Origin of the sequence: Aestuariirhabdus haliotis (assembly GCF_023509475.1) — a bacterium.
GTDB lineage: Bacteria > Pseudomonadota > Gammaproteobacteria > Pseudomonadales > Aestuariirhabdaceae > Aestuariirhabdus > Aestuariirhabdus haliotis.
The window spans coordinates 131,612-156,045 of record NZ_JAKSDZ010000002.1; the positions used below are offsets into that span (position 1 = coordinate 131,612).

Annotated in this window: 18 protein-coding genes and 4 tRNA genes; 9 read left to right on the forward strand and 13 right to left on the reverse strand. The window is 51.3% G+C overall.

What is annotated here, in order from left to right; translation table 11 throughout:
* Window positions 1–4: 4 nt before the first annotated feature.
* The 4 genes from MIB40_RS02515 (at window position 5) to fabI (ending at window position 4,663) form a co-directional block, all read left to right on the forward strand.
* Window positions 5–1,084: a microcin C ABC transporter permease YejB gene (locus MIB40_RS02515; RefSeq protein WP_249690435.1), complete on the forward strand. Its 1,080-nt coding sequence runs from the start codon at window positions 5–7 to the stop codon at window positions 1,082–1,084.
* 3 nt (window positions 1,085–1,087) lie between these two features.
* Window positions 1,088–2,119 (forward strand): ABC transporter permease, encoded by a 1,032-nt coding sequence (locus MIB40_RS02520; protein WP_249690437.1) that lies wholly within the window; start codon window positions 1,088–1,090, stop codon window positions 2,117–2,119.
* Window positions 2,116–3,705: an ABC transporter ATP-binding protein gene (locus tag MIB40_RS02525; RefSeq protein ID WP_249690444.1), complete on the forward strand. Its 1,590-nt coding sequence runs from the start codon at window positions 2,116–2,118 to the stop codon at window positions 3,703–3,705. The genes MIB40_RS02520 and MIB40_RS02525 overlap by 4 nt, the downstream gene beginning before the upstream one ends.
* A 151-nt stretch (window positions 3,706–3,856) precedes the next feature.
* Window positions 3,857–4,663, forward strand: a complete 807-nt coding sequence (gene fabI / locus MIB40_RS02530; protein WP_249690778.1) for an enoyl-ACP reductase FabI — start codon at window positions 3,857–3,859, stop codon at window positions 4,661–4,663.
* 96 nt (window positions 4,664–4,759) lie between these two features.
* On the opposite strand, the gene MIB40_RS02535 is transcribed toward fabI, so the two are convergent.
* The 10 genes from MIB40_RS02535 to MIB40_RS02580 all read right to left on the reverse strand — a co-directional run bounded on the left by MIB40_RS02535 (window position 4,760) and on the right by MIB40_RS02580 (window position 13,916).
* Window positions 4,760–6,652, reverse strand: a complete 1,893-nt coding sequence (locus tag MIB40_RS02535) for a SurA N-terminal domain-containing protein (protein WP_249690446.1) — start codon at window positions 6,650–6,652, stop codon at window positions 4,760–4,762.
* A gap of 92 nt (window positions 6,653–6,744) precedes the next feature.
* Window positions 6,745–6,821 (reverse strand) — tRNA-Asp (locus MIB40_RS02540).
* A gap of 54 nt (window positions 6,822–6,875) precedes the next feature.
* On the reverse strand, window positions 6,876–7,148 hold the full coding sequence (gene hupB / locus MIB40_RS02545; RefSeq protein WP_249690447.1) for a nucleoid-associated protein HU-beta: 273 nt from the start codon (window positions 7,146–7,148) through the stop codon (window positions 6,876–6,878).
* A 210-nt stretch (window positions 7,149–7,358) separates the two neighbouring features.
* Window positions 7,359–9,776, reverse strand: a complete 2,418-nt coding sequence (lon, locus tag MIB40_RS02550; protein ID WP_249690449.1) for an endopeptidase La — start codon at window positions 9,774–9,776, stop codon at window positions 7,359–7,361.
* Between the two features lie 169 nt (window positions 9,777–9,945).
* On the reverse strand, window positions 9,946–11,232 hold the full coding sequence (clpX, locus tag MIB40_RS02555; RefSeq protein WP_249690451.1) for an ATP-dependent Clp protease ATP-binding subunit ClpX: 1,287 nt from the start codon (window positions 11,230–11,232) through the stop codon (window positions 9,946–9,948).
* 127 nt (window positions 11,233–11,359) lie between these two features.
* Window positions 11,360–12,001, reverse strand: a complete 642-nt coding sequence (gene clpP / locus MIB40_RS02560) for an ATP-dependent Clp endopeptidase proteolytic subunit ClpP (protein ID WP_264758416.1) — start codon at window positions 11,999–12,001, stop codon at window positions 11,360–11,362.
* A 79-nt stretch (window positions 12,002–12,080) separates the two neighbouring features.
* A complete protein-coding gene (gene tig / locus MIB40_RS02565) occupies window positions 12,081–13,418 on the reverse strand; it encodes a trigger factor (protein WP_249690453.1) in 1,338 nt (445 codons plus the stop codon).
* 136 nt (window positions 13,419–13,554) lie between these two features.
* Window positions 13,555–13,639: transfer RNA gene (locus MIB40_RS02570), tRNA-Leu, on the reverse strand.
* Window positions 13,640–13,730: 91 nt separating this feature from the next.
* A tRNA-His gene (locus MIB40_RS02575) sits at window positions 13,731–13,806 on the reverse strand.
* 33 nt (window positions 13,807–13,839) lie between these two features.
* A tRNA-Arg gene (locus MIB40_RS02580) sits at window positions 13,840–13,916 on the reverse strand.
* Window positions 13,917–14,148: 232 nt separating this feature from the next.
* On the opposite strand from MIB40_RS02580, the gene folD reads away from it, so the two are divergent.
* The gene (gene folD / locus MIB40_RS02585) at window positions 14,149–15,003 is read left to right on the forward strand and encodes a bifunctional methylenetetrahydrofolate dehydrogenase/methenyltetrahydrofolate cyclohydrolase FolD (RefSeq protein WP_249690455.1); all 855 of its coding nucleotides are present in this window, start codon (window positions 14,149–14,151) and stop codon (window positions 15,001–15,003) included.
* A gap of 85 nt (window positions 15,004–15,088) precedes the next feature.
* Here folD and cysS read toward each other — a convergent pair whose 3' ends face one another.
* Window positions 15,089–16,498: a cysteine--tRNA ligase gene (cysS, locus tag MIB40_RS02590; RefSeq protein WP_249690457.1), complete on the reverse strand. Its 1,410-nt coding sequence runs from the start codon at window positions 16,496–16,498 to the stop codon at window positions 15,089–15,091.
* The gene (locus MIB40_RS02595) at window positions 16,498–18,189 is read right to left on the reverse strand and encodes a glutamine--tRNA ligase/YqeY domain fusion protein (RefSeq protein WP_249690459.1); all 1,692 of its coding nucleotides are present in this window, start codon (window positions 18,187–18,189) and stop codon (window positions 16,498–16,500) included. The genes cysS and MIB40_RS02595 overlap by 1 nt, the downstream gene beginning before the upstream one ends.
* A gap of 246 nt (window positions 18,190–18,435) precedes the next feature.
* Here MIB40_RS02595 and MIB40_RS02600 point away from each other — a divergent pair, with 246 nt between their 5' ends.
* The gene (locus MIB40_RS02600) at window positions 18,436–18,933 is read left to right on the forward strand and encodes a peptidylprolyl isomerase (RefSeq protein WP_249690461.1); all 498 of its coding nucleotides are present in this window, start codon (window positions 18,436–18,438) and stop codon (window positions 18,931–18,933) included.
* Window positions 18,934–18,936: 3 nt separating this feature from the next.
* Window positions 18,937–19,698 (forward strand): UDP-2,3-diacylglucosamine diphosphatase, encoded by a 762-nt coding sequence (locus tag MIB40_RS02605; protein ID WP_249690463.1) that lies wholly within the window; start codon window positions 18,937–18,939, stop codon window positions 19,696–19,698.
* Window positions 19,699–19,710: 12 nt separating this feature from the next.
* Here the strand turns inward: MIB40_RS02605 and miaE are convergent, their stop codons facing one another.
* Window positions 19,711–20,376: a tRNA-(ms[2]io[6]A)-hydroxylase gene (miaE, locus tag MIB40_RS02610; protein WP_249690465.1), complete on the reverse strand. Its 666-nt coding sequence runs from the start codon at window positions 20,374–20,376 to the stop codon at window positions 19,711–19,713.
* A gap of 282 nt (window positions 20,377–20,658) precedes the next feature.
* On the opposite strand from miaE, the gene MIB40_RS02615 reads away from it, so the two are divergent.
* Entirely contained in the window at window positions 20,659–21,528 is an 870-nt protein-coding gene (locus tag MIB40_RS02615; RefSeq protein WP_249690467.1) for a universal stress protein, read from the forward strand.
* 234 nt (window positions 21,529–21,762) lie between these two features.
* Complete coding sequence (gene acnB / locus MIB40_RS02620) at window positions 21,763–24,366, forward strand: bifunctional aconitate hydratase 2/2-methylisocitrate dehydratase (protein WP_249690469.1); 2,604 nt, start codon at window positions 21,763–21,765, stop codon at window positions 24,364–24,366.
* Window positions 24,367–24,434 lie beyond the last annotated feature (68 nt).

A 24,434-nucleotide genomic window follows, 5' to 3' on the forward strand; every position in this document is an offset into this window, starting at 1 on the left:
CGCCATGCTCGCCTATATTATTCGACGATTATTGCTGATCATACCCACGTTGTTCGGCATTATGCTGATCAACTTCACCATCATTCAGGCCGCCCCTGGCGGTCCAGTGGAACAGATGATGGCAAAGTTACAGGGCATGGAGACAGGTATTGGTACACGTATGGGGGGGGGCGGCGAAGTCACTACGACAAACTCGGACAGCAGCTACCGAGGAGCCCAAGGCCTTGACCCAGACCTGGTTGAGGATATCAAAAAATTATACGGCTTTGACAAACCCGCACATGAACGATTTTGGTTGATGCTGAAAAGTTATGTCGTGCTGGACTTTGGCGACAGTTTTTACCGCGATGAATCGGTTATTGGTTTAATTACCGAGAAGCTCCCGGTTTCTATATCCCTGGGCTTATGGACCACATTACTGGTCTATTTAATATCCATTCCGCTGGGGATCAAAAAAGCCGTAAAGCATGGCACCCCCTTTGATGTTGGTACCAGCACTCTGATCATTATCGGTTACGCCATACCGGGCTTCCTTTTTGCCATCTTATTAATCGTCTATTTTGCCGGCGGCAGCTATCTGAACTGGTTCCCTTTACGCGGCCTGACATCACCGGAATTTGATCAGATGAGTACCTTCGAGCAACTTCTGGATTATTTGTGGCACATGGTATTGCCGGTAACGGCCATGGTCATCGGGGGCTTTGCCACCCTCACCATGCTGACCAAAAACTCTTTTCTTGATGAAATACACAAGCAGTATGTACTAACAGCCAGAGCCAAGGGGCTGGGAGAAAGACAGGTTCTGTATGGCCATGTCTTCCGCAATGCCATGCTACTTATCATCGCAGGATTACCCGCAGCGCTTATCGGAATTTTCTTTACCAGCTCACTATTGATTGAAGTGATTTTCTCCCTCGATGGGCTCGGCTTATTGGGTTTCGAATCGGCGCTTAACCGTGATTACCCGGTGGTATTCGGAACCTTGTTTATTTTCACCCTGATCGGGCTTTTGTTAAAACTTATCGGCGACGTCACCTATACACTGGTTGATCCTCGTATCGACTTTGATAGCAGGGAGGGTTAATCCATGACGTTTACCCTAAGCCCTATCAATCAGCGCCGCTGGCAAATATTCACATCCAACAAACGTGGGTACTACTCGCTTTGGTTTTTCGCCTTCCTGTTCTTTGTTACCTTGTTTGCGGAATTTATTGCCAACGATAAACCTCTGATTGTTAGCTATAACAACGAATGGTTTTTCCCTGCAATAAAGGCCTATCCGGAAACGGATTTCGGTGGCGAATTTGAAACCGAGGCCGATTATCGTGATGATTATGTAAAGCAGCTGATCGAAGCCAAAGGCTGGATACTATGGCCGTTAATTCCCTACAGTTACGATACGATCATATACAACTTGCCCACTCCCGCTCCCTCTCCACCCACGGGCAACAATTGGCTCGGCAGTGACGACCAGGCCCGAGACGTATTGGCTCGAGTCATTTATGGCTTTAGAATTTCGGTACTTTTCGCCCTTGCCCTTACCCTTTCGAGCTCAGTGATTGGGGTTGCCGTAGGGGCAATTCAAGGCTATTACGGGGGCAAGATTGATCTTATAGGGCAGCGACTGATTGAGGTTTTTTCAGGTTTACCCGTGCTCTACCTGCTGATTATTTTATCCAGCTTTGTCAATCCCAGTTTCTGGTGGCTGCTGGGTATTATGCTGCTGTTCAGCTGGATGCAGTTGGTAGATCTGGTCAGAGCCGAATTCTTCCGGGCTCGAAATTTTGAATATGTACGCGCAGCTCGAGCACTAGGACTTGGCAATAGTGGCATTATATTTCGCCACATACTGCCAAACGCTATGGTCGCGACCCTAACCTTTATGCCCTTTATTTTAACCGCCGCCATCACCACGCTCACCTCGCTCGACTTCCTCGGCTTCGGTTTACCGGTCGGCTCGCCCTCATTAGGGGAACTGGTGGCCCAGGGGAAGAACAATCTGGAAGCCCCATGGCTAGGACTATCGGCGTTTATTACGTTATCACTGATGTTAACCCTGTTGGTTTTCATCGGAGAAGCCGCACGAGACGCATTCGACCCAAGGAAACAGATCGCATGACATCCCCGCTTCTTCAGGTTGAAAAACTGGCGGTCAATTTTCGTAGTGCCGATGACTCAATCGCGGCCGTAAAAGAGATCAGTTTTACTCTCGATAAGGGTAAAACCCTGGCGCTGGTGGGTGAAAGCGGCTCCGGAAAATCGGTAACAGCGCACTCCATATTGCAATTACTCCCCTACCCCACCGCCGAGCATCCTTGCGGCAGTATTAAGCTGGATGGCCAGGAACTCATTGGTGCCGATGAGGCGATCATGCAAAGAATTCGTGGGGATCGAATTAGCATCATCTTTCAGGAACCCATGACGTCACTTAACCCCCTGCATACGATTTCTCGTCAAATTGGCGAAGTAATTCAGCTGCATCGGGGCGGTGACCGCACATCGGTGAAGCAACGTACGCTTGAGTTACTCAATCTGGTGGGTATCCAGCAAGCTGACAAGCGACTCAACGCTTATCCTCATGAACTGTCGGGCGGACAACGACAGCGTGTCATGATTGCCATGGCCCTGGCGAATGAGCCAGACCTACTGATTGCCGACGAGCCTACGACTGCGCTGGATGTCACTGTGCAACAGCAAATTCTGGATCTGCTTCAGGAGCTGCAACGCAAAATGGGCATGGCGATTCTGCTCATCACCCATGACCTGCATATCGTACGGCGGATTGCCGACCATGTTTGCGTTATGCACCAAGGGGTCTGTATTGAGCAAGCGGACACCAATAGCGTTTTCGACGACCCTCAGCAGGAGTACACCAAAGAACTGATCGGCTCCATCCCAAGGGGCAAGGCTCCTGCCATTAACAACGAGCTGGAACCCTTACTCAACGCTCATAACATTCGCGTCTGGTTTCCAATCCGTAAAGGTGTCCTGCAACGCACCGTAGACCATATCAAGGCCGTCGATGGCATCTCTTTTGGTTTGGCCGCCGGGGAAACTTTGGGTATCGTCGGAGAAAGTGGCTCGGGTAAATCCACGTTAGGCTTTGCCATCTTGAAACTGGTCGAAAGCCAGGGTGAAATACTGTTTGATCAGCAAGCCATCCACCAACTCGACCAAAAAGGTTTCCGCCCGCTTCGTAAAAGCATGCAGATTGTTTTTCAGGACCCTTACGGAAGCCTGAACCCGCGCATGTCGATTGGCCAGGTGATCAGCGAAGGCTTGAGCGTTCATGGTTTGCCGGAACAGGAACAACAGCAACGAGTGACGGATGCCTTACTGGAAGTAGGCCTGGATCCTGACGCTGCCAATCGATACCCCCACGAATTCTCAGGCGGACAGCGACAACGGGTGGCGATTGCACGGGCATTAGTACTGCGCCCCCGATTAATAATTCTCGATGAACCCACATCCGCTCTTGATAGAACCGTGCAGATTCAGGTGCTGGAGTTATTGAGATCCCTGCAGTTGAAATATGGTATCGCCTACATTTTCATCAGTCACGATCTGGCCGTGGTTAAATCCATTAGCCACAGAGTGTTGGTTATGCAAGGCGGGAAAAGCATCGAGTATGGTGAAGCCGAGCAGATTTTTTCGCAACCGACCCAAGCCTATACACAGCAGCTTCTAAACGCTGCCCTGGGTTAAGCCAGGACAGCACTTACACAAATACAAACAACCCTATATCGAACTATACAGACCCTTTCTCTATACTCAGACGGTTCGTATATAAGATTCAGGTTCAGTGTTGACTGAACCCATTGATCACAACAAGCGTTTACAACAAAAGGAAAACGTCATGGGATTTCTCGCCGGAAAACGCGTCCTGATTGTCGGAGTCGCCAGTAAATTATCCATCGCCTCAGGTATTGCAGCGGCCATGCATCGCGAGGGTGCCGAACTCGCCTTCACTTACCAAAATGACAAACTGAAAGGCCGTGTTATCGGGTTTGCTGAGAACTGGGGATCTTCCGAAGATCTTTGCTTCCCTTGCGATGTCGCCAACGATGATGACATAGCCAATGTTTTCTCAGAGCTGGGTAAAAAGTGGGATGGCATCGACTGCATTGTTCATTCTGTAGGCTTTGCCCCTGGCGATCAGCTGTCTGGCGATTTTGTCGATGTTACTACTCGAGAGGGGTTCCGCATTGCCCACGACATCAGCGCTTACAGTTTTGTTGCCCTTGCCCGCGAAGGTCGTGAACTGATGAAAGGCCGTAACGGCTCCCTATTAACTCTCACCTACCTGGGTGCCGAACGCACCATGCCTAACTACAACGTGATGGGACTGGCCAAGGCCAGCCTGGAGTCCAGTGTCCGCTACATGGCTCGTAGCATGGGCCCCGAAGGCATTCGCGTTAATGCCATAAGCGCTGGCCCCATTCGGACTCTGGCCGCTTCCGGTATCGCCAGCTTCCGAAAAATGTTGTCGCATAACGCAGCTCAAACCCCAATGAAGCGTAACGTTACTATCGATGAGGTTGGCAATGTAGCCGCCTTCCTGTGCTCCGATCTCGCTAGCGGTGTCAGCGGAGAGATCACCTATGTCGATGGCGGCTTTAACACTACAGCCATGGGCTCTCTGGAAGAGCCTGAGGCGGAATAACCCGCCTCCACCAGTGCTTTCCAGCAACCCATAAAAAAGGCCGCATTAGCGGCCTTTTTTATGCTCAATATATGCGCTTAACAGCGCACAGATTGATTAGAAGGTTTCAATGTCGGCAGAGTTCAACAACGACTGCCGATACTCCTCGAAAATAGCTTGGCCTTTCTGCTGAGAGAGCATGCGAGACAGGAACTGGTTACGAGTAGTTTCCAGCTCAGCATCGGCAACTTCCGGTGTATTCACCGCAGTAACGGCAAGCAGCACTTTGTCACCATTTGGCAGGCCGCTGATAAGCAGACTGGGAACCCCTTCGGATGGATGAGGCGCCTTAAAGGTATCAAGCAATATTTGCTGTGCCAGATTGCCTGGCTGTTGGCGACTGACAGCTGGCTGATCAACCCATTCCTGCTCAACGATCGAATCGAGACCCGAAGAAAGCGCTTTCTCTTTGAGCGCTAGCGCCTGATCTTGTAGCATCTCTTCTGCCTTAACCGCCACCAAAGTCGTACGAATCTGGCTCTCTACATCCACAAGCGCACGGGGCTCAGGTTTAATATGCTGAGCCAGCCTAAGCACGGCGACGCGGTCACCATCGAGCTCAATCAGTTGGCTATTAGCCCCCTCACTCAATACATCTTCCGCAAAAGCAGCAGCAATAAAGGCAGGGTTAGAACTTAGTCCTTCTTGACTGCCATTGCGGCCAAACAGATCCGTAGATTGAGAGGTAAGCCCCAGCTCTTCGGCCGGTTGTTGCAGGTCAGCAGATTCAAAACTGATATCGGCAAGCAACTGAGATTGTTCAACAAAAATAGGCTCAACACGATCCAGTTTAATTTCACGAACAAGCTGCTCACGCACCTCGTCAAGTGCAGGCACCTCAACACTTTCAGCGGTCAGTAGCTTGATCAACTGATAACCAAATTCGGTTTTAACCGGTGCCGACACCTCACCAGGCTCAAGTGATGACAGGGTGTCATCAAAAGTTTCACCTAGAAAACCGTCTTCTACCACACCAAGGTCACCACCTTGCTGAGCAGAGAATGCATCGGCAGAATATTCCTTAGCCAGTGCGGCAAAGTCTTCACCAGCGTCGATACGCTGCTTCAGCTCATTCGCTAACTGGCTAACAGTCTCATCCGGATTTTCCTCATTAACTTCCAACAAGATATGGGCGGCACGGCGCTGCTCATTTCCTGCGCCAGTCAGTTGCTCAGAATAGGCCTGATAAGCATTTGCGACATCATCTTCAGAGACTTCGACAGACGACATCAAATCATTTTTATTCAACAACAGATAATCAACACGAACCTGTTCCTCAGCCATAAACTCGCCGGGATTGGAATCGTAATAATCCTGAACTTCCTGAGCTTCAACACTTACCTTTGCACGCTCTGTTTCGGCGGATAATGTGATGTAGCGAATATCACGCTGCTGACGCTCGAGTGCTGAGATAGCCTCCATTTCCGCGGGTGTTACAAAATTGCTAGCGGCAAATCCGGAGCTCAGTTGGCTGATCAACATTTCGCCTTGAATCATCTGCCGGAACTGGATAGGCGACAAACTGATACTGCGCAAAGCCAACTGAAACTGGTCTGGATTAAACTTGCCATCAACCTGAAAACTCTCAGTATTGACGATCATTTGGTCAATGGCTTCATCTGGAAAATAGAGCCCTAGGTCGGCTGCTTGCTGAAGCAACAAAGTCTGATCGATTAATCCCTGCAGGCTGGACTGCTGAATACGCTGCTCATCGAGCAATGCGGGGTTAAAGTTTTCACCCATCTCGCGAGAAAGCTGCTGTCGGCGCATCTGCATTGCCTGATAGAGGGCTTGCTGAGTAATGTCCTCACCATTGACACTGGCAGCCGTGTTGCCACTTCCCCCTCCACTGATACTTTCCAGACCAAAAATTGCAAACGTGAGGATAATAAATCCAACGATGATTTTGGCAACAACACCCTGTGCATTTTCTCGGATATTCTGCAGCATAGATAAGCCTCTGCAAGCCGGTGTTTAATACCCCGGCTAAACCTTAAATAATAAAAAGGCGCACCTCATTGGATGCGCCTTTTAGACAACTTTGGCGGAGCGGACGGGACTCGAACCCGCGACCCCCGGCGTGACAGGCCGGTATTCTAACCAACTGAACTACCGCTCCTGAAGCATGCCTGCAAAGAGCAGCAAGAATCACTGCTCTTCTGCGTGACGCGTTTTAGTTAACGGCGTCCTTCAGAGCCTTACCCGCTTTAAAGCTAGGAATCTTGGCTGCAGCAATTTGGATTGGTTGGCCAGTTTGTGGGTTACGACCAGTGCGAGCAGCACGCTCTTTCACTGAGAAAGTACCAAAGCCAACCAGGACAACCTGATCACCCTCTTTGAGCGCATTAGTAACAGAATCTACCATGGCGTCCAGTGCACGACCGGCAGCAGCCTTAGGAAGGTCGGCAGATGCTGCGATCGCATCGATCAGCTCGGATTTGTTCACTATCTATCCCCTTATACTCGTAAAAAGAAACACTTCAACCCTCGGCCAACAAATGGTCAACTCAAAAGGAGATCGAAGTCTTGTACATTTTTTAGGCAGAAAACCCCGCTACCACGGCGATTCCACTCAATCTTGTGCCATGGCCTGACAATGCCACAGCGAACCGGTTTTATACCAACTCGCTTCGATCACTGTCAAGGAGATCACACGCTAATGCGTGTTTATTCTCTCGCTATTGTCCTCGCGAGACTCCTCAGTGGTCAAGCCTTCATCCTTATCTAAAGGCTCCGGCATATACTGAAGTGCGACCTGCAGCACATCGTCAATCCATTTAACCGGAATTATTTCGAGATCCTCTTTGATGTTATCCGGAATCTCCTTCAGATCCCGCATATTTTCATCCGGAATTAGCACCACAGTGATGCCTCCACGATGAGCCGCTAGCAGCTTCTCTTTCAGCCCGCCGATCGGTAGCACTTGCCCCCGCAGGGTGATTTCTCCGGTCATGGCCACGTTGGCCTTAACCGGAATACCAGTCAGCACCGAGACCAGAGCCGTACACATACCAATACCCGCACTTGGGCCATCTTTAGGCGTAGCACCCTCGGGAACATGTATATGGATATCATTCTTTTCATGGAAATTGGATGGAATACCGAGCACTTGCGATCGGCTACGAACCACCGTCAGGGCGGCCTGAATAGATTCCTGCATGACATCGCCCAGCGAGCCGGTTTTACTATGACGCCCCTTACCAGGCACCGATACCGCCTCAATCGTGAGCAGTTCACCACCGACCTGCGTCCATGCCAGACCGGTCACCTGACCAATCTGATCCTCGTCTTCGGCCAGGCCATATTTGAACTTGCGTACACCACTGTAGGTTTCCAGCAGTTCAGGAGAAACCACCACAGGCCCAGCCTCTTTGTCTGTGGCATGCTCCTTGACAACTTTGCGGCACAGTTTGGCAATTTCTCGCTCAAGCCCTCGCACACCCGCCTCTCGGGTATAGTAGCGGATCAAATCCCGCAGGGTATCGTCTTCCAATTTGAGCTCGTCAGCACGCAGGCCATTGTTCTTAACCTGCTTGGGAACCAGATACCGCTTGGCGATATTGACCTTCTCATCCTCGGTATACCCCGGAATGCGTATGACTTCCATACGGTCTAGCAAGGGACCGGGAATATTCATCGAATTAGAAGTACAGACAAACATCACATCAGAAAGATCATAATCCACTTCCAGATAGTGATCGTTAAAGGTGTTGTTCTGTTCGGGATCCAGTACCTCCAGCAATGCCGAAGAGGGATCACCACGCATGTCCGAGCCAAGCTTGTCGATTTCATCCAGCAGGAAGAGCGGGTTTTTCACCCCCACCTTGGACATCTTCTGCACTAGCTTGCCTGGCATAGAGCCAATATAGGTCCGTCTGTGGCCGCGAATTTCAGCTTCATCGCGCACGCCACCCAAGGCCATTCGAACAAATTTGCGGTTGGTTGCTCGAGCAATGGACTCACCCAGAGAGGTCTTACCTACACCAGGAGGCCCCACCAGACAGAGCACAGGGCCCTTGAGTTTACGAACCCGCTGCTGCACAGCCAAATATTCAAGAATCCGCTCTTTGACCTCTTCCAAACCATAATGGTCTTCATCCAGGATCTCTTCCGCTTTACCGATATCATTACGAATCTTGCTGCGTTTCTTCCAGGGTAGGCCAACCATCCAGTCGATATAACCACGCACCACGGTGGCTTCGGCTGACATGGGCGACATCATTTTAAGCTTACCCAATTCGGCCAGAGTCTTTTCCTGGGCCTCTTTAGGCATACCGGAGTCATCAATCTTATTTTGCAAATCCTCAATCTCATTGGGGACATCTTCCATGTCACCCAACTCTTTTTGGATCGCTTTCATCTGCTCGTTGAGGTAATACTCGCGCTGGCTCTTTTCCATCTGTTTTTTAACGCGCCCACGAATCCGCTTCTCAACCTGCATCAGGTCAATTTCGGACTCCATAATCCCCATCAGATGCTCGATGCGTTCCTGAACCCCGGCAATTTCGAGAATGGCCTGTTTTTCATCGATCTTAAGCGTCATATGAGCCGCCATAGTATCGGCCAGCCGGCTCGGCTCAGCGATACTGCCCATCGACGTCAGCACGTCAGACGGCACCTTTTTGCTGAGCTGTACATACTGCTCAAACTGATTCATTGCCGAACGCAGCAGCACTTCCGCCTCACGCTCATTAGGCTGCTCTTCGACAAAATCTTCTACTTCTACGCGTAAGACATCATCCTGTTCATGCAACCCCTTTAGCAGAACTCGCTCGCCACCCTCTACCAGCACCTTAACGGTGCCATCAGGCAGCTTCAGTAATTGCAAGACGTTTGCCAGGGTTCCCACATCAAAGAGGTCTTCACGCTCTGGATCATCCTCTGCGGCATGCTTTTGGGCGACCAACACAATTTGCTTGTCAGAATCCATCGCCGCTTCAAGGGACTGAATGGACTTCTCACGACCCACAAACAGCGGGATCACCATGTGAGGGTATACAACAACATCCCGCAACGGCAGCAGGGGAATCGATGCTCCAGAGGGCTGATCTCCAGAGATGCGATCATTCTCCATGAATAACTCCTAGTAACAGCCACTGTGAAGCAGCCGGGAAAACAGAAACAAGGCTAATGCCCCTAAGATGGGGTCGATGATGGCAAAATACAAGCGTCGACAACGATTATGTTTATCAGCAACAAAAAAGACCCCTATGGGGCCTTTTTTGTTGCTTCACACTACTGAGCTACTCTTCAGGGAGTGCGCGAGGAGGCTGTTCACTGTTTTCATAGATCAGTAGAGGCTCTGAATCACCACGAATAACCGATCCGTCGATAACCACCTTACTGATACCTTCCTGAGAAGGTATCTCGTACATGGTATCCAGCAGTACAGATTCAAGAATTGAACGCAAGCCGCGAGCACCGGTTTTACGTTCCATCGCCTTATTGGCAACGGCCTTCAGCGCATCATCACGGAAGTCGACTTCGACATCTTCCATTTCAAACAATTTGGAATACTGCTTGGTCAATGCATTCTTAGGCTCGGTCAGGATCTGAATAAGGGCTTCCTCATCCAATTCCTCAAGCGTGGCAATCACCGGCAAACGGCCCACAAACTCAGGAATCAAACCAAACCGCACCAAATCTTCCGGCTCGACATCCTTCAGGGTCTCGCCCACATTCTTGCTGGAGTCCTTGCTCTTGACCTCAGCGGAGAAACCAATACCGCCTTTTTCAGAACGGTCACGAATCACCTTCTCCAGCCCGGCAAAAGCGCCACCACAGATAAACAGGATATTGGAGGTATCGACCTGCAGGAACTCCTGCTGCGGATGCTTACGACCACCCTGTGGGGGCACAGAGGCTACCGTGCCTTCAATCAGCTTCAACAGTGCCTGCTGAACACCCTCACCCGATACATCACGAGTGATCGAAGGGTTATCTGACTTACGGGAAATCTTATCAATCTCATCGATATAGACAATGCCCCGCTGGGCTTTATCGACATCGTAATCACACTTTTGCAGCAGCTTTTGGATGATGTTTTCGACATCCTCACCCACATAACCCGCTTCGGTCAGCGTGGTTGCATCGGCAATCGTAAAAGGCACATTCAAGAGGCGAGCCAGGGTTTCTGCCAACAGGGTTTTACCACTGCCGGTTGGCCCGACAAGCAGGATGTTGCTCTTACCCAGCTCAACATCGCCCTTCTTGTCGTCTTTCTGAAGGCGCTTGTAGTGGTTGTATACCGCAACCGACAAAACCTTTTTAGCTCGTTGCTGGCCAATGACGTAGTCATCCAGAATGGTATTAATCTCCCTGGGAGAAGGCAGTGTCTCACTACTGCTCTCGGCAGGAGCATCCTGAACCTCTTCGCGAATAATATCGTTGCAGAGATCTACGCACTCATCACAGATAAACACTGAGGGGCCGGCAATCAGCTTACGGACCTCGTGCTGGCTTTTACCACAGAAGGAGCAATACAGCAGTTTACCGCCGTCATCACCCTTCCCATTGCTTTGGTCGGTCATTCGAATCCTACCTTACCGGACAAATCCACTACTTAAACCCTAGATTACAAGATGCAGCTATTTGCCGTAATTTTCAAGGGTATCTACAAAGATACGGGGCGCATAACCCCGCATACTATATCTTAGGTTATTCTTGCGTACCGCGCTTGTTCATTACCGCATCAATCAAGCCGTACTCAACCGCTTCCTCACCACTCATAAAGTTGTCACGATCGGTGTCACGGGCAATCACATCCAAAGGCTGCCCGGTATGATCTGCCAGCACCTTATTGAGTTTATCCTTAATTGAGAGAATCTCCCGGGCATGGATCTCAATATCCGATGCCTGCCCCTGGAATCCACCCAACGGCTGATGAATCATCACTCGAGAATGAGGCAAGCAGTAACGTTTACCCGCAGCCCCACCAGCCAGTAACAAGGCCCCCATGCTGGCGGCCTGGCCAATGCACATGGTACTAATATCCGGCTTGATGAATTGCATGGTGTCATAGATCGACATACCCGCGGTCACAGATCCCCCGGGAGAGTTGATATAAAGATGAATGTCCTTGTCTGGATTTTCAGACTCAAGAAATAGAAGCTGGGCAACCAGCAAATTTGCCATATGGTCCTCAACCGGACCCACCAGAAAAATAACCCTCTCCTTAAGCAGACGAGAGTAGATGTCGTAAGAGCGCTCCCCCCTTGCTGTCTGCTCAACCACCATGGGGACAAGCCCGCTGTTGGTGATGATATCGCCGCTATTACCCTGATCGATAAGCTTGGACATATTCTTCTAAACTCCTGGTGTCTACAGCCGAGATAAAAAAGCCGGCATCTATGCCGGCCTTTTACTAAGTATCGCTTGATTACTTATCGGATTCAGCGTCCTCTTCGGTCGCTGGCGCTTCAGGCGCGATCGCTTCCTTATAGGTGCACTGCTTCTCCGATATTTTAGCGTCAGCAAGAACAGTATCTACAACTTGCTCTTCCAACACAACAGAGCGAACTTCCTGCAACTGCTTCTCGTTGCTCATGTACCAGTCAATCACTTGCTGGGGCTCTTGATACGCTGCAGCCATCTCTTCGATCATGGCACGAACGCTAGCATCGTCAGCTTTTAGCTCTTTGACCTTGACGATTTCTGCAACCACAAGACCCAGGCTAACTCGCTTCTGCGCCTGCTCTTCAAACATTTCCGCCGGTAGCATAGACAGGTCAATATTTTGACCACCACCAAACTGCTGTACAGCTTGCTGGCGCAACACATCAATTTCGTTAGTGATCAGGGCCTTGGGCAATTCGATATCGTGCACATTGCGCAGTCCATCCATTACCTGGTTTTTAACGCTATTCTTGATGGCCTGATCCAGTTCGCGCTGCATGTTTTTGGTAACTTCGGCGCGGAATGCCTCGATACCACCTTCAGCAACACCAAACTTGGCAAAGAACTCGTCATCCAGCTCTGGAACTTCGGGCGCGAGCACCTTACTTACGGTGCAAGCAAACTTCGCCGCCTTACCAGCCAGGGCTTCCGCCTGATAATCTTCCGGGAAAGTCACGTCAATCGTACGCTCTTCGGCGGCTTTAACTCCAACCAAACCGTCTTCAAAGCCCGGGATCATACGACCTGAACCCAGAACCAGGTCCATATCATCACCCGCACCACCTTCGAATGCTTCACCGTCGATAGTACCCACAAAGCTCAGCGTCAGCTGATCACCGTCCTCGGCTCCGCGCTCTACCTCTTCAGTAAATGCCTTATTCTGATCGCGCAGAGTGTTCAGCATATCTTCGATATCGGCGTCTGCAATCTCTGCTACTGGCTTCTTAACTTCGATCGCACCAAAATCGCCCAACGCAATCTCAGGATAGACTTCAAAAGTAGCGGTATATTCAAAATCTTCGCCATCTTTGACTTCCTTAGGCTCTACCGCTGGCATCCCGGCTGGATTCAAGGATTCTTTCTGTACCGCCTCAAAGAAGGTGGACTGAATCACTTCACCCACAACTTCCTGGCGTGCAGATGGGCCAAAGCGACGCTTGATGACGCTCATAGGCACTTTACCTGGACGGAAACCGTCGATCTTCGCCTTGCGCGCAGTTTCCTGCAAGCGCTTGTTTACTTCGCTATCGATACGCTCTGCAGGGACGGTAATTGTCAGCCGACGCTCCAGACCAGAAGTCGCTTCTACTGAGACTTGCATGATGTTTCCTCGCTAAACCTAACTTTTATACAGGCTTATTCAATATCCAGGGTCAACAACCAACGTTATCGCCCAACGTTTGTACGCGCTCAACGCAAAAATGGGGATAAGTTGCCTTATCCCCATTTTAAAAATATGGTGCGGAAGGAGAGACTCGAACTCTCACGCCTCTCGGCACCAGAACCTAAATCTGGCGTGTATACCAATTTCACCACTTCCGCATCGCTACGAGAATTGAGCAGAACACTGCTACGACTCGCTTTCTTCTAACCAATCCAACCCTCAAAATAGGCATCGTATTGAGAGAGGGAATGGGGTGGACGAAGGGGATCGAACCCTCGACAACAGGAGTCACAATCCTGTGCTCTACCAACTGAGCTACGCCCACCACAATATCGTTAAAGCTCTACCCACCGGAAAATGGCGCGCCCGGCAGGATTCGAACCTGCGACCCACGGCTTAGAAGGCCGTTGCTCTATCCAACTGAGCTACGGGCGCTCAATGTCGGCACAGGTTATGCCTCAAGCCTGCATACACAGGTGTGCGGCACCGCTCAACGAGTGGTGCGCATAATACTCACAGGACCCTACCTCGTCAACGCTTCACATGGCTTTTTTTGCCCTGCATGACGGATCAAAGCCCCTGACCCATTTCTGCTCAGCGCTCTTTGCCTACCATCATTTCCATGCGAAAATCCCCGCACCTTAAATACCAGCCCCAAAGCGAGACAATGAGCGCACAATTAATAGACGGAAAAAAGATCGCCGCCAACCTGATTGATGAAGTGGCCGCAGGCGTCCAAGAAAGAACCCGCAAAGGGCTTCGCCCCCCCGGCCTGGCGGTCATTCTGGTCGGAGAAGACCCGGCTTCCTCTGTTTATGTCGCCAATAAAAGGCGCGCCTGCGATCGTGCCGGATTTATCTCAAAATCCTACGATTGGCCGGCAGATACTAGCGAAGAAAATTTGTTGGAACTGATTGACGAACTCAATGACGACCCCGAAGTCGACGGCATTCTGGTACAGCTCCCCCTTCCCGCGCAGATTCAATCAGAGAAAGTATTAGAAAGAATTCGCCCCGACAAGGATGTGGATGGCTTCCACCCCTACAATGTGGGCCGTCTGTGCCAACGTCTTCCCCTGCTCCGCCCATGCACTCCCAAAGGAGTCATGACCCTGCTTCAATCCACTGGCATCCAGATTCGCGGCATGAATGCCACTATCGTCGGCGCTTCTAACATCGTTGGCCGTCCTATGACAATGGAGCTGTTAATCGCCGGCTGCACCACTACTACCACCCATCGTTTCACCAAAGATCTGGAGGCTGAGGTACGCAAAGCCGATATCCTGGTGGTCGGCGTTGGCAAGCCAGGACTGGTCAAAGGAGAGTGGATCAAACCGGGCGCGATCGTAATCGATATCGGCATCAACCGACTGGAGTGCGGAAAACTGGTCGGGGATATTGAGTTTGATAGCGCTGCCGAACGAGCCGGCTGGATCACACCGGTTCCGGGCGGCGTTGGACCGATGACCGTTGCCACCCTGATCGAGAACACCCTCTATGCAGCTAACGAACTGCACGACTAACCCCTACTTCGACTATCTCAGCATGCAACCAAGATAAAAAGGGGCCTGATTGCCCCTTTTTTTAACATTCAAGGCATAAACCCTGCTAGTCAATGCGCCAACTGGTACCTTCTCTCGAATCCTCCAGCACTACGCCACTATCCAACAGTTCTTGTCGAATGCGATCGGCTTCAGCAAAATCCCTGGCTTTCTTGGCGGCGGCTCGCGCCTCGATCATCGCCTCTATGTGCTGCTCATCAACATCCGAACCCGATTGCAGAATATCATCAGCAGAGACCTGCAAGATCCCCATTATCGCCCCTAGCGCTTTCAACTCTGCAGCTATTTTTAGCGCTGCTTCACCTTCCGCACTGTTCAATTCACGAACCAGATCATACATCGACGCCAAAGCCACTCGAGTATTAAAGTCATCGTTCATCGCATCCACAAAACGCTTATAAGTGGTGCTTTGGCCTAAGGATGAAACCGATGCTGGAGCCACTTGCCCGTAGGGTCGAAGCGCCTTATAGAATCGCTCTAATCCGCTACGAGCCTCGATCAAATTGGCCTCGGAATAATTGATAGGGCTGCGATAATGACTGCTGATTAACAGATACCGGACCACCTCAGGGTGGTACTTTTTCAACACATCACGGATCGTGAAAAAGTTACCCAGCGACTTGGACATCTTTTCACCATCAACCCTTACCGCGCCGGCATGCATCCAATAGTTGACGAATCGACAACCATTGGCCGCCTCGCTCTGAGCAATTTCATTCTCATGATGAGGAAACGGCAAATCGGGTCCACCGCCATGAATATCAAAAGTATCCCCAAGACAGTGCTTGGTCATGGCCGAGCACTCGATATGCCAGCCCGGGCGACCTGCCCCCCAAGGAGAGTCCCAATGAGCCTCTTCCGGCTTGGCCGACTTCCAGAGCGCAAAGTCACGAGGATCCTCCTTGCTTTCCCCTACCTCAATACGTGCCCCGGACAATAACTCTTCGGGGTTTTTATTCGACAACTGACCGTAGGTCTCAAACTTGGCTACCCGATAATAGACATCACCATTATCAGCCGCATACGCATACCCCTTGTCGATCAGGGTTTGAACCATTTTGATAATATCTTCGATGTGGGCTGTTGCCCGTGGTTCCTGATCCGGTCGCAAAACACCAAGCGTACGCTCGTCTTCGTGCATGCAATCAATAAACCGGCCCGTAAGCTCGGTATAGTGCTCGCCATTTTCGGTTGCCCGGCGAATGATCTTGTCATCTATATCGGTGATATTGCGCACATATTCGACCTGCCAACCCTGAGATCTTAGATAACGAGTAATCACATCAAATGCGACCAGAACCCGAGCATGGCCGATATGGCAGTAGTCGTAGACCGTCATACCGCACACATACATTCGAATAACCCCGGGTTGCTGGGGTTTAAACAACTCTTTGCTTCGACTCAGAGTGTTGTAGAGAGTAAGACTATGTTGACTGCTACTCTGATCCTGATCCATCAAGCGCTCCCCTTGCGTACCCAGGTGTCTTTCAAACCGATTGTCTTGTTAATCACCAGTGTTTCCCCGGAAGAGTCATAACGATCAATACAGAAATAACCTTCGCGCTCAAACTGAAAACGAGTTTCCGGCGCCGCCTCGGCAACGGAAGGCTCTACCCAACAAGCATCAAGTACTTGTAAGGAGTCCGGGTTGAGATGCTCGATAAAATCCTGCTCACCGCGATCAGGAGCTTCATGTGCAAACAAACGATCGTACAGACGTACCTTAGCCTGCTTGCCACGGGACACAGAAACCCAATGGATCACGCCGCGTGGACGGATGCCTTCGGGAGGATTTTCACCCACGGTATCCGGTACCAGAGAAGCCTTCACCTCGACAATTTCACCCGTATCATCGCGTATAACCTCATCGGCTCGTATCACATAGGCACTGCGCAACCGAACGTATTCACCCAACACTAGCCGCTTAAACTTTTTACGAGAAAGCGATGTATCCTCAGTAAAATCGGAGCGATCGATGTACAGCTCTCGAGTGAAGGGCAACTCCCTGCTACCAAGCTCTTCGCGATTGGGATGAACCGGGGCCTTCATCACCTCCACTTCGTCAGCTTCAAAATTGGTAATAACAATCTTGAGCGGGTTCAACACGCACATGGCACGAGCCGCATTTTCATTCAAATCTTCGCGCAGCGCGAATTCAAGCATACCCACATCCACAATACCGTCAGAGCGATTGGTACCAATCATGTCGCAAAACTTGCGCAAAGCCGCTGGCGTATAACCCCGCCGACGCATACCCGAAATGGTCGGCATACGCGGGTCATCCCAACCATCAACAACCGCATCATCAACCAGACGCTTAAGTTTTCGTTTGCTGGTGACGGTGTAATTGAGATTAAGGCGTGCAAACTCATACTGCTTGGGTGTCGCAGGGACCGGCAGATTCTCATGAAACCACTCATACAACGGCCTGTGATCCTGAAATTCCAGGGTACATATCGAATGAGTCACACGTTCTATGGCATCTTCCTGACCATGGGCAAAATCATAGCTTGGATAGATACACCACTTATCGCCGGTCTGATGATGAGATTCTTTGCGAATGCGATACAAAATCGGGTCACGCAGATTCATATTGGGTGAAGCCATATCGATGTTGGCTCTCAACACACAAGCACCCTCATCAAACTCCCCCGCTCTCATTTTTTCAAACAGGGAAAGGTTTTCTTCTACGCTACGCCCCCGATAAGGGCTTTCGCGGCCAGGCTTGGTCGCCCAACCACGATACTCGCTTGCTTGCTCAGCGGAGAGATCACAAACATAGGCTTTACCCTCACGAATCAGGTGCAAGGCCCACTCATAAAACTGATCAAAATAGGAGGAGGCAAAACGAGGCTCCCCGGACCACTCGAACCCTAGCCAACGAACATCTTCCTGAATCGCATCGATGTATTCCTGCTCCTCCTTCTCCGGGTTGGTGTCATCGAAACGCAAGTTGCACTGACCACCGAACTGCTGCGCAAGGCCAAAATTGACACAAATCGATTTGGCATGGCCAATATGAAGGTAGCCATTCGGCTCTGGAGGAAACCGGGTCTGCACCCGCCCGTCATTGAGACCGGCGGCAAGGTCATCACGAATAATCTGTTGCAAAAAGTTCGACGCAGAGGTCTGTTCGCTGTTGCTCATTTCAGCCCTTAATATTGGCAGATAGGGAGTCCGCCTCACCCCTGGGTAAGGCATTGCAATAGTTACCTGGCGAAAACTCGACTCTGGGGAGACAGCTAAAACAGTTTCCGTTCGGGAAGCCGCTTTCTCAGCACAGGTAAAAAACGTATTATACCTACCAAACGAGCCGTAGCGTAAGCACCTACGCCCTGCTTGACCAAATTAGCATCGCGCCCCGAAAGGTCGCTCTAACATAAGGAACCGGCAATGATTGTTTTGCACACCAACCATGGCGATATCAAAATTGAACTGAATCACGAAAAAGCCCCGAAAACAGCGGCCAACTTCGAAAGCTATGTCCGCTCGGGACACTACAATGGCACAATCTTTCATCGCGTTATCGGTAACTTTATGGTTCAAGGGGGGGGATTTGAACCTGGCATGAAAGAAAAAGCGACCAATGCCCCCATCGAAAACGAAGCGGATAATGGATTAAGCAATGAGATCGGCAGCATTGCCATGGCCCGCACAAATGACCCGCACTCTGCCAGCGCTCAGTTTTTCATCAACGTCAGCGATAACGGCTTCCTTAACCACACCGCCAAAACGGAACAAGGCTGGGGCTATGCGGTTTTCGGCAAAGTCGTTGACGGTATGGATGTAGTCGAAGCCATTAAAGCGGTACGCACCGGCAATGCGGGCTTTCACCAGGATGTCCCCGTTGAGGATGTCGTGATCGAAAGCGCTGAGGTGATTGAGGAATAGTCATTGACTACGCTGTTCATTTCAGACCTGCACTTGCAGGAAGAGCGCCCGGCCATTGGTCGGGCTTTTTTACAGCTGCTGGAGAATTGCGGCGAGGACATCGAAGCCCTCTACATTCTTGGCGACTTCTTTGAATACTGGGTCGGCGACGACGGCATTACCCCTTTCCAGGGGCGCATTGCAGATGCCCTGAAGCAGTTCAGCAAGAATGTTGCCCCGGTGTATTTTATGCATGGCAACAGAGACCTGCTGATCGGCAAGGAGTTCGCCAAAAAGGCAGGTTGCACGATTCTGCCCGACCCTACGGTAGTCGACCTGTACGGCGAGCCGACTCTGCTTATGCATGGCGACAGTCTCTGCACCCTGGACATTGCGTACCAACGCTTTCGAAGGGTCACCCGCAACCCGATAATGCGCTGGCTGATTTTGCATTTGCCGCTAAGCTACCGCACCTCATCCATTCAGAAACTGCGCACCAACAGCCAGCAACAGGGCCCGACAAAGTCCCGTGAAATTATGGATGTAACCCCTGCTGAGGTTGAGCGAATTATGGCCAAGAATCGTTGCAAACGGTTAATCCACGGTCACACCCATCGACCAGCCCGTCACCCTATGAACATTCAGGGAGAAGCGGCAGAGCGGATTGTACTGGGGGACTGGGAACAGCAAGGCTGGCTAATTAGGGCCACCCCGGACTCTCTAGAACTGGAAAGCTTCGAGATAGAAGAAACTCAACCAGATGCCAGCGAGAAGGCTGCAAGCTAGCGCATAAAATGCTCAGCTAACAACAAACTGCCCACTGGCATCCAAATCCTCAGCCTGGGTGCTGATGGGCACACCGCTGTGAAAGCGAAAGTCAGGATCTTCCTCCTCAATTGCCGCCCTCTCAAGCTCACGAAAAAACACGATTCGGTCCTCGACAGGCTCACTTGAGCTGTTACGAGCAAGCTCCAGGTAACCGCGATAATGGCGACCTTCTGAACGCAATAGCGAAAGATAAAAGGCGCTTAACTCCTCATCCAGCAGAGGCGCTAACGCAGCAAAGCGCTCACAGGACCGCGCCTCAATAAAGGCACCGATTATTAACTGATCAACAAGTCGTGCAGGCTCCCAAGTCCTGACGTGCTGATGCAGCCTGGAAGCATAACCTGAGGCTGACAGATGACGGTACTCAACACCTCTTGCTTGCATAATGGCTAGCACTTGCTCGAAGTGCCGGAGTTCTTCACGGGCCAGTCGCGACATTTTATTCAGCAGGTCAGTATGCTCCACATAGCGAAACATCATTCGCAGCGCCGTTGATGCTGCCTTTTTCTCGCAATTGGCATGGTCGATTAACAATATTTCTGGCTCACACAGGGCTCTCTGCAACCAGGCCTGAGGAGTCTCACAAGCCAAAAAAGCATTAATTTCCTTCAAAACATCCGCATCACTCGACGCCATTATTCTCACCACCCTTACAACGATTTAGATCCTGAAACGATAGGATATCAGTGTTTTTAACCATTTAGAGCGATTGAGCATGACATGGCTCAGCAATTATAACTATGCACGGGCAAAACGCTTGATATGATTCAAACAAGTGTTATAAATGTCCCTACGGACACCATAACTAGAGCCCTGCACCCCATCGAGATCGAGTCGAACGAGGTGGCAAAGTCGCAACAAAGGGACAGGTTCTCTCGCAAACAAAGGGCATAGATGCCCACTAGGGGATGAAGCTAAATGCATAGTATAAATAACATTCTGGTAGTCGTTGATACCAGGAAAGCTGAGCACACAGCACTCAAGCGCGGCAAACTGATCGCCAAGGTGACAGGCGCAACTCTGCACCTTCTTGCATGCAACAAAAATTCCGATACCTCCTCACAAGCCGCGATGAACACCCTGGTTGAAAATGTTCACTCAAGCGGCATTAAGGCCGAGGGCCATGAAGAGTGGCACGAAAGCCTGACCACCACCATCATTCAGGTACAGCAAGCCGAAGGTTGCGCTCTGGTCATTAAAGATGCCCGAGAAGAAAATGAACTAAAGCGTGCCGTTTTTGCCCCTGCGGACTGGAAGCTATTACGCCGCTGCCCCTGCCCAGTGTTATTGGTCAAAAATGATCGCCCCTGGAAAGATGGCAATATTCTTGCCTCGATCGATGCCGACACCACCGATCAGGATCACCAGATCCTTAACGAAGTAATTATGACCCATGCCCACGATATCGCAGGCCTGGCAGACGCCGAATGCCATATTGGAGCGGCACACCCCGCCCCCATGCTTTCCTCCCCGGACCCGGTGTACCAGAACATTGAGAGCCTGGAAAAGTTGTATCGCGACGCTTGCACGCCTTACGCCAGCCAGCACAAAGTAGCCGACGAGTGCGTTCATATTGGAGAAGGTCCAGCCCAGAGCTACATTCCACAGCTTGCAGAGCAAATCGATGCCTCACTGGTTGTAATGGGCACCGTGGCACGTACCGGAATTAGCGGGGCCATTATCGGCAACACTGCCGAGCTGATACTCGACAGCATCAGCTGCGACGTACTGACGTTAAAGCCAGTTGACATTATGGAACACCTCGAGACCGTAGTCACTCAAGGCTAGACCCCACAACTTGAAAGCTAGCGTCCAGGCCCCTCAACCGAGGGGCCTTCATTCATTCCATGAATGCTCGATATACCCTTCTAATCCAACGTCTTACTTAACTTCCAAGCACGCCTCCGTTATAATTTCGCCGCCAATTTGAGGGGTTACCAGCCCGTGACGCATACCTGTTGGAGGCTGAATCACACCAGATTCCAGCTTGGGCGACAGAATAACTGATGAGGGTATTTCAAAGTGCTAGAAGCTTATCGTAAACACGTAGAAGAGCGCGCCAAAGAGGGTGTTCCACCCAAACCTCTGGACGCAGAACAGGTTGCTGCTTTGGTCGAGCTGCTGAAAAGCCCACCCGCTGGTGAAGAAGAGATCATCCTCGACCTGATCACCAACCGAGTGCCTCCCGGAGTTGATGAAGCCGCCTACGTAAAAGCAGGCTTTCTATCCGCCGTCGCCAAGGGCGAAGCTAGCTCCCCCCTTATTAATCAAGAACTAGCAGTAACACTACTGGGTGGCATGCTCGGTGGATACAACATTGAAACCCTGATTGCTCTGCTTGACGATGCAGCTCTTGCTGAGATCGCTGCCGAGCAACTTAAAAAGACCCTGCTCGTCTTTGATGCCTTCCACGACGTGGAAGAGAAGTCCAAAGCAGGCAACGCAAACGCCAAGGCTGTGCTTGAATCCTGGGCTGCCGCTGAATGGTTCACCACCCGTGACAAAGTTGCCGAAAGCATCAAGGTTGCTGTATTCAAGGTGACCGGCGAAACCAACACCGACGACCTTTCCCCAGCGCCAGATGCCTGGTCGCGCCCCGACATTCCGCTCCACGCTAACGCCATGTACAAAATGGAACGTGATGGTTTAACCCCTGAAGAACACGGCGTCAAAGGCCCTATCGCCCAGATCAACGAAGTTAAAGCCAAAGGCTTGCCCGTTGCCTTTGTAGGCGATGTTGTCGGCACTGGCTCTTCACGTAAATCCGGCACCAACTCTGTGCTTTGGTTCTTCGGCGAAGACGTTGAAGGTGTACCTAACAAGCGTGCTGGCGGTATCTGCATCGGCTCAAAGGTTGCCCCGATTTTCTTTAACACCATGGAAGATGCTGGTGCGCTGGTGTTCGAAGCCCCGGTCGATAAGCTCGGCATGGGTGATGTTATTGAAATCCGCCCTTACGACGGCAAGATCCTTTCCGAAAGCGGTGAAGTATTATCCGAGTTCACGTTCAAATCCGACGTCATTCTCGATGAGGTTCAGGCGGGAGGTCGTATCCCTCTGATCATCGGTCGTGGATTGACCGATAAAGCCCGTGAAGCACTTGGCCTGAGCCCCACCGATCTGTTCCGCGTCCCGACTCAACCCGCCGATAGCGGCAAAGGTTTCTCCCTGGCCCAGAAGATGGTCGGCAAGGCCTGCGGCGTTGAAGGCGTTCGTCCTGGCACCTATTGCGAGCCCAAGATGACGACGGTTGGCTCCCAGGATACCACTGGCCCTATGACCCGTGATGAACTGAAGGATCTGGCTTGCCTCGGTTTTTCTGCCGACCTGACCATGCAATCGTTCTGTCACACCGCAGCCTACCCCAAGCCTGTAGACGTGCAGATGCAGCACACCATGCCCGATTTCATTATGAACCGTGGCGGCGTTTCTCTGCGCCCCGGTGATGGTGTTATCCATAGCTGGTTGAACCGTATGCTGCTGCCTGACACCGTCGGCACCGGTGGAGACTCACATACCCGTTTCCCGATTGGTATCTCCTTCCCTGCAGGCTCCGGACTGGTGGCTTTCGCCGCCGCTACCGGCGTTATGCCTCTGGACATGCCCGAATCTGTTCTGGTGCGGTTCAAGGGTGAACTGCAGCCTGGTATCACTCTGCGTGACCTGGTCAATGCGATCCCCTATTACGCCATTCAGCAGGGCCTACTGACCGTTGAGAAGAAAGGCAAGATCAATATCTTCTCAGGCCGCATCCTGGAGATTGAAGGGTTGCCAGACCTTAAAGTCGAACAGGCTTTCGAGCTGTCCGACTCCGCTGCCGAGCGTTCCGCTGCTGCTTGTAGCATCAAGCTGGACGAAGCGCCGATTCGTGAATACCTGACTTCCAACATCACCATGCTACGCTGGATGATCGAGCAGGGTTATGGCGATGTTCGTACCATCGAACGCCGCGCCCAGAACATGGAAAAGTGGCTGCAGAATCCTGAGCTGATGGAAGGTGACAACGACGCGGAGTACGCCGCGGTGATCGACATCGACCTGGCTGAAGTGACCGAGCCCCTGGTTGCCTGCCCGAACGATCCGGATGATGTTAAATTGCTGTCCGACGTTGCTGGCACCCAGATCGACGAAGTCTTTGTTGGTTCATGCATGACCAACATCGGTCATTTCCGTGCCGCGGGCAAGCTGCTGGAATCCACCAATGACACCCTGTCGACTCGTTTCTGGATGGCACCGCCGACCAAGATGGATGAAGACCAATTGATGGAAGAGGGTTACTACAACATCTTCGGCACCAAGGGTGTTCGCACCGAGATGCCAGGCTGTTCGCTGTGCATGGGTAACCAGGCACGGGTTGCTCCGGGCTCTACGGTAATTTCGACCTCTACTCGAAACTTCCCGAACCGTCTGGGTACCGGTGCCAACGTTTATCTGGGCTCTGCAGAACTGACCTCGGTTGCTGCGATTCTGGGTAAACTGCCAACACCGGAAGAGTATATGAACTATGCCAAGGATCTCGACAGCATGTCTGCCGATGTCTATCGCTACCTGAACTTCAATGAAATGGAGTCTTATCAGAAAGCGGCGGATGAAGGCCAGCGCATTGCTGCAGTTCAGGTTCAGTAGATTCTGACCCGGCATAAAAAACCCGCTTCGGCGGGTTTTTTATGCGTCAAATTCAGTCAGAGTTAATC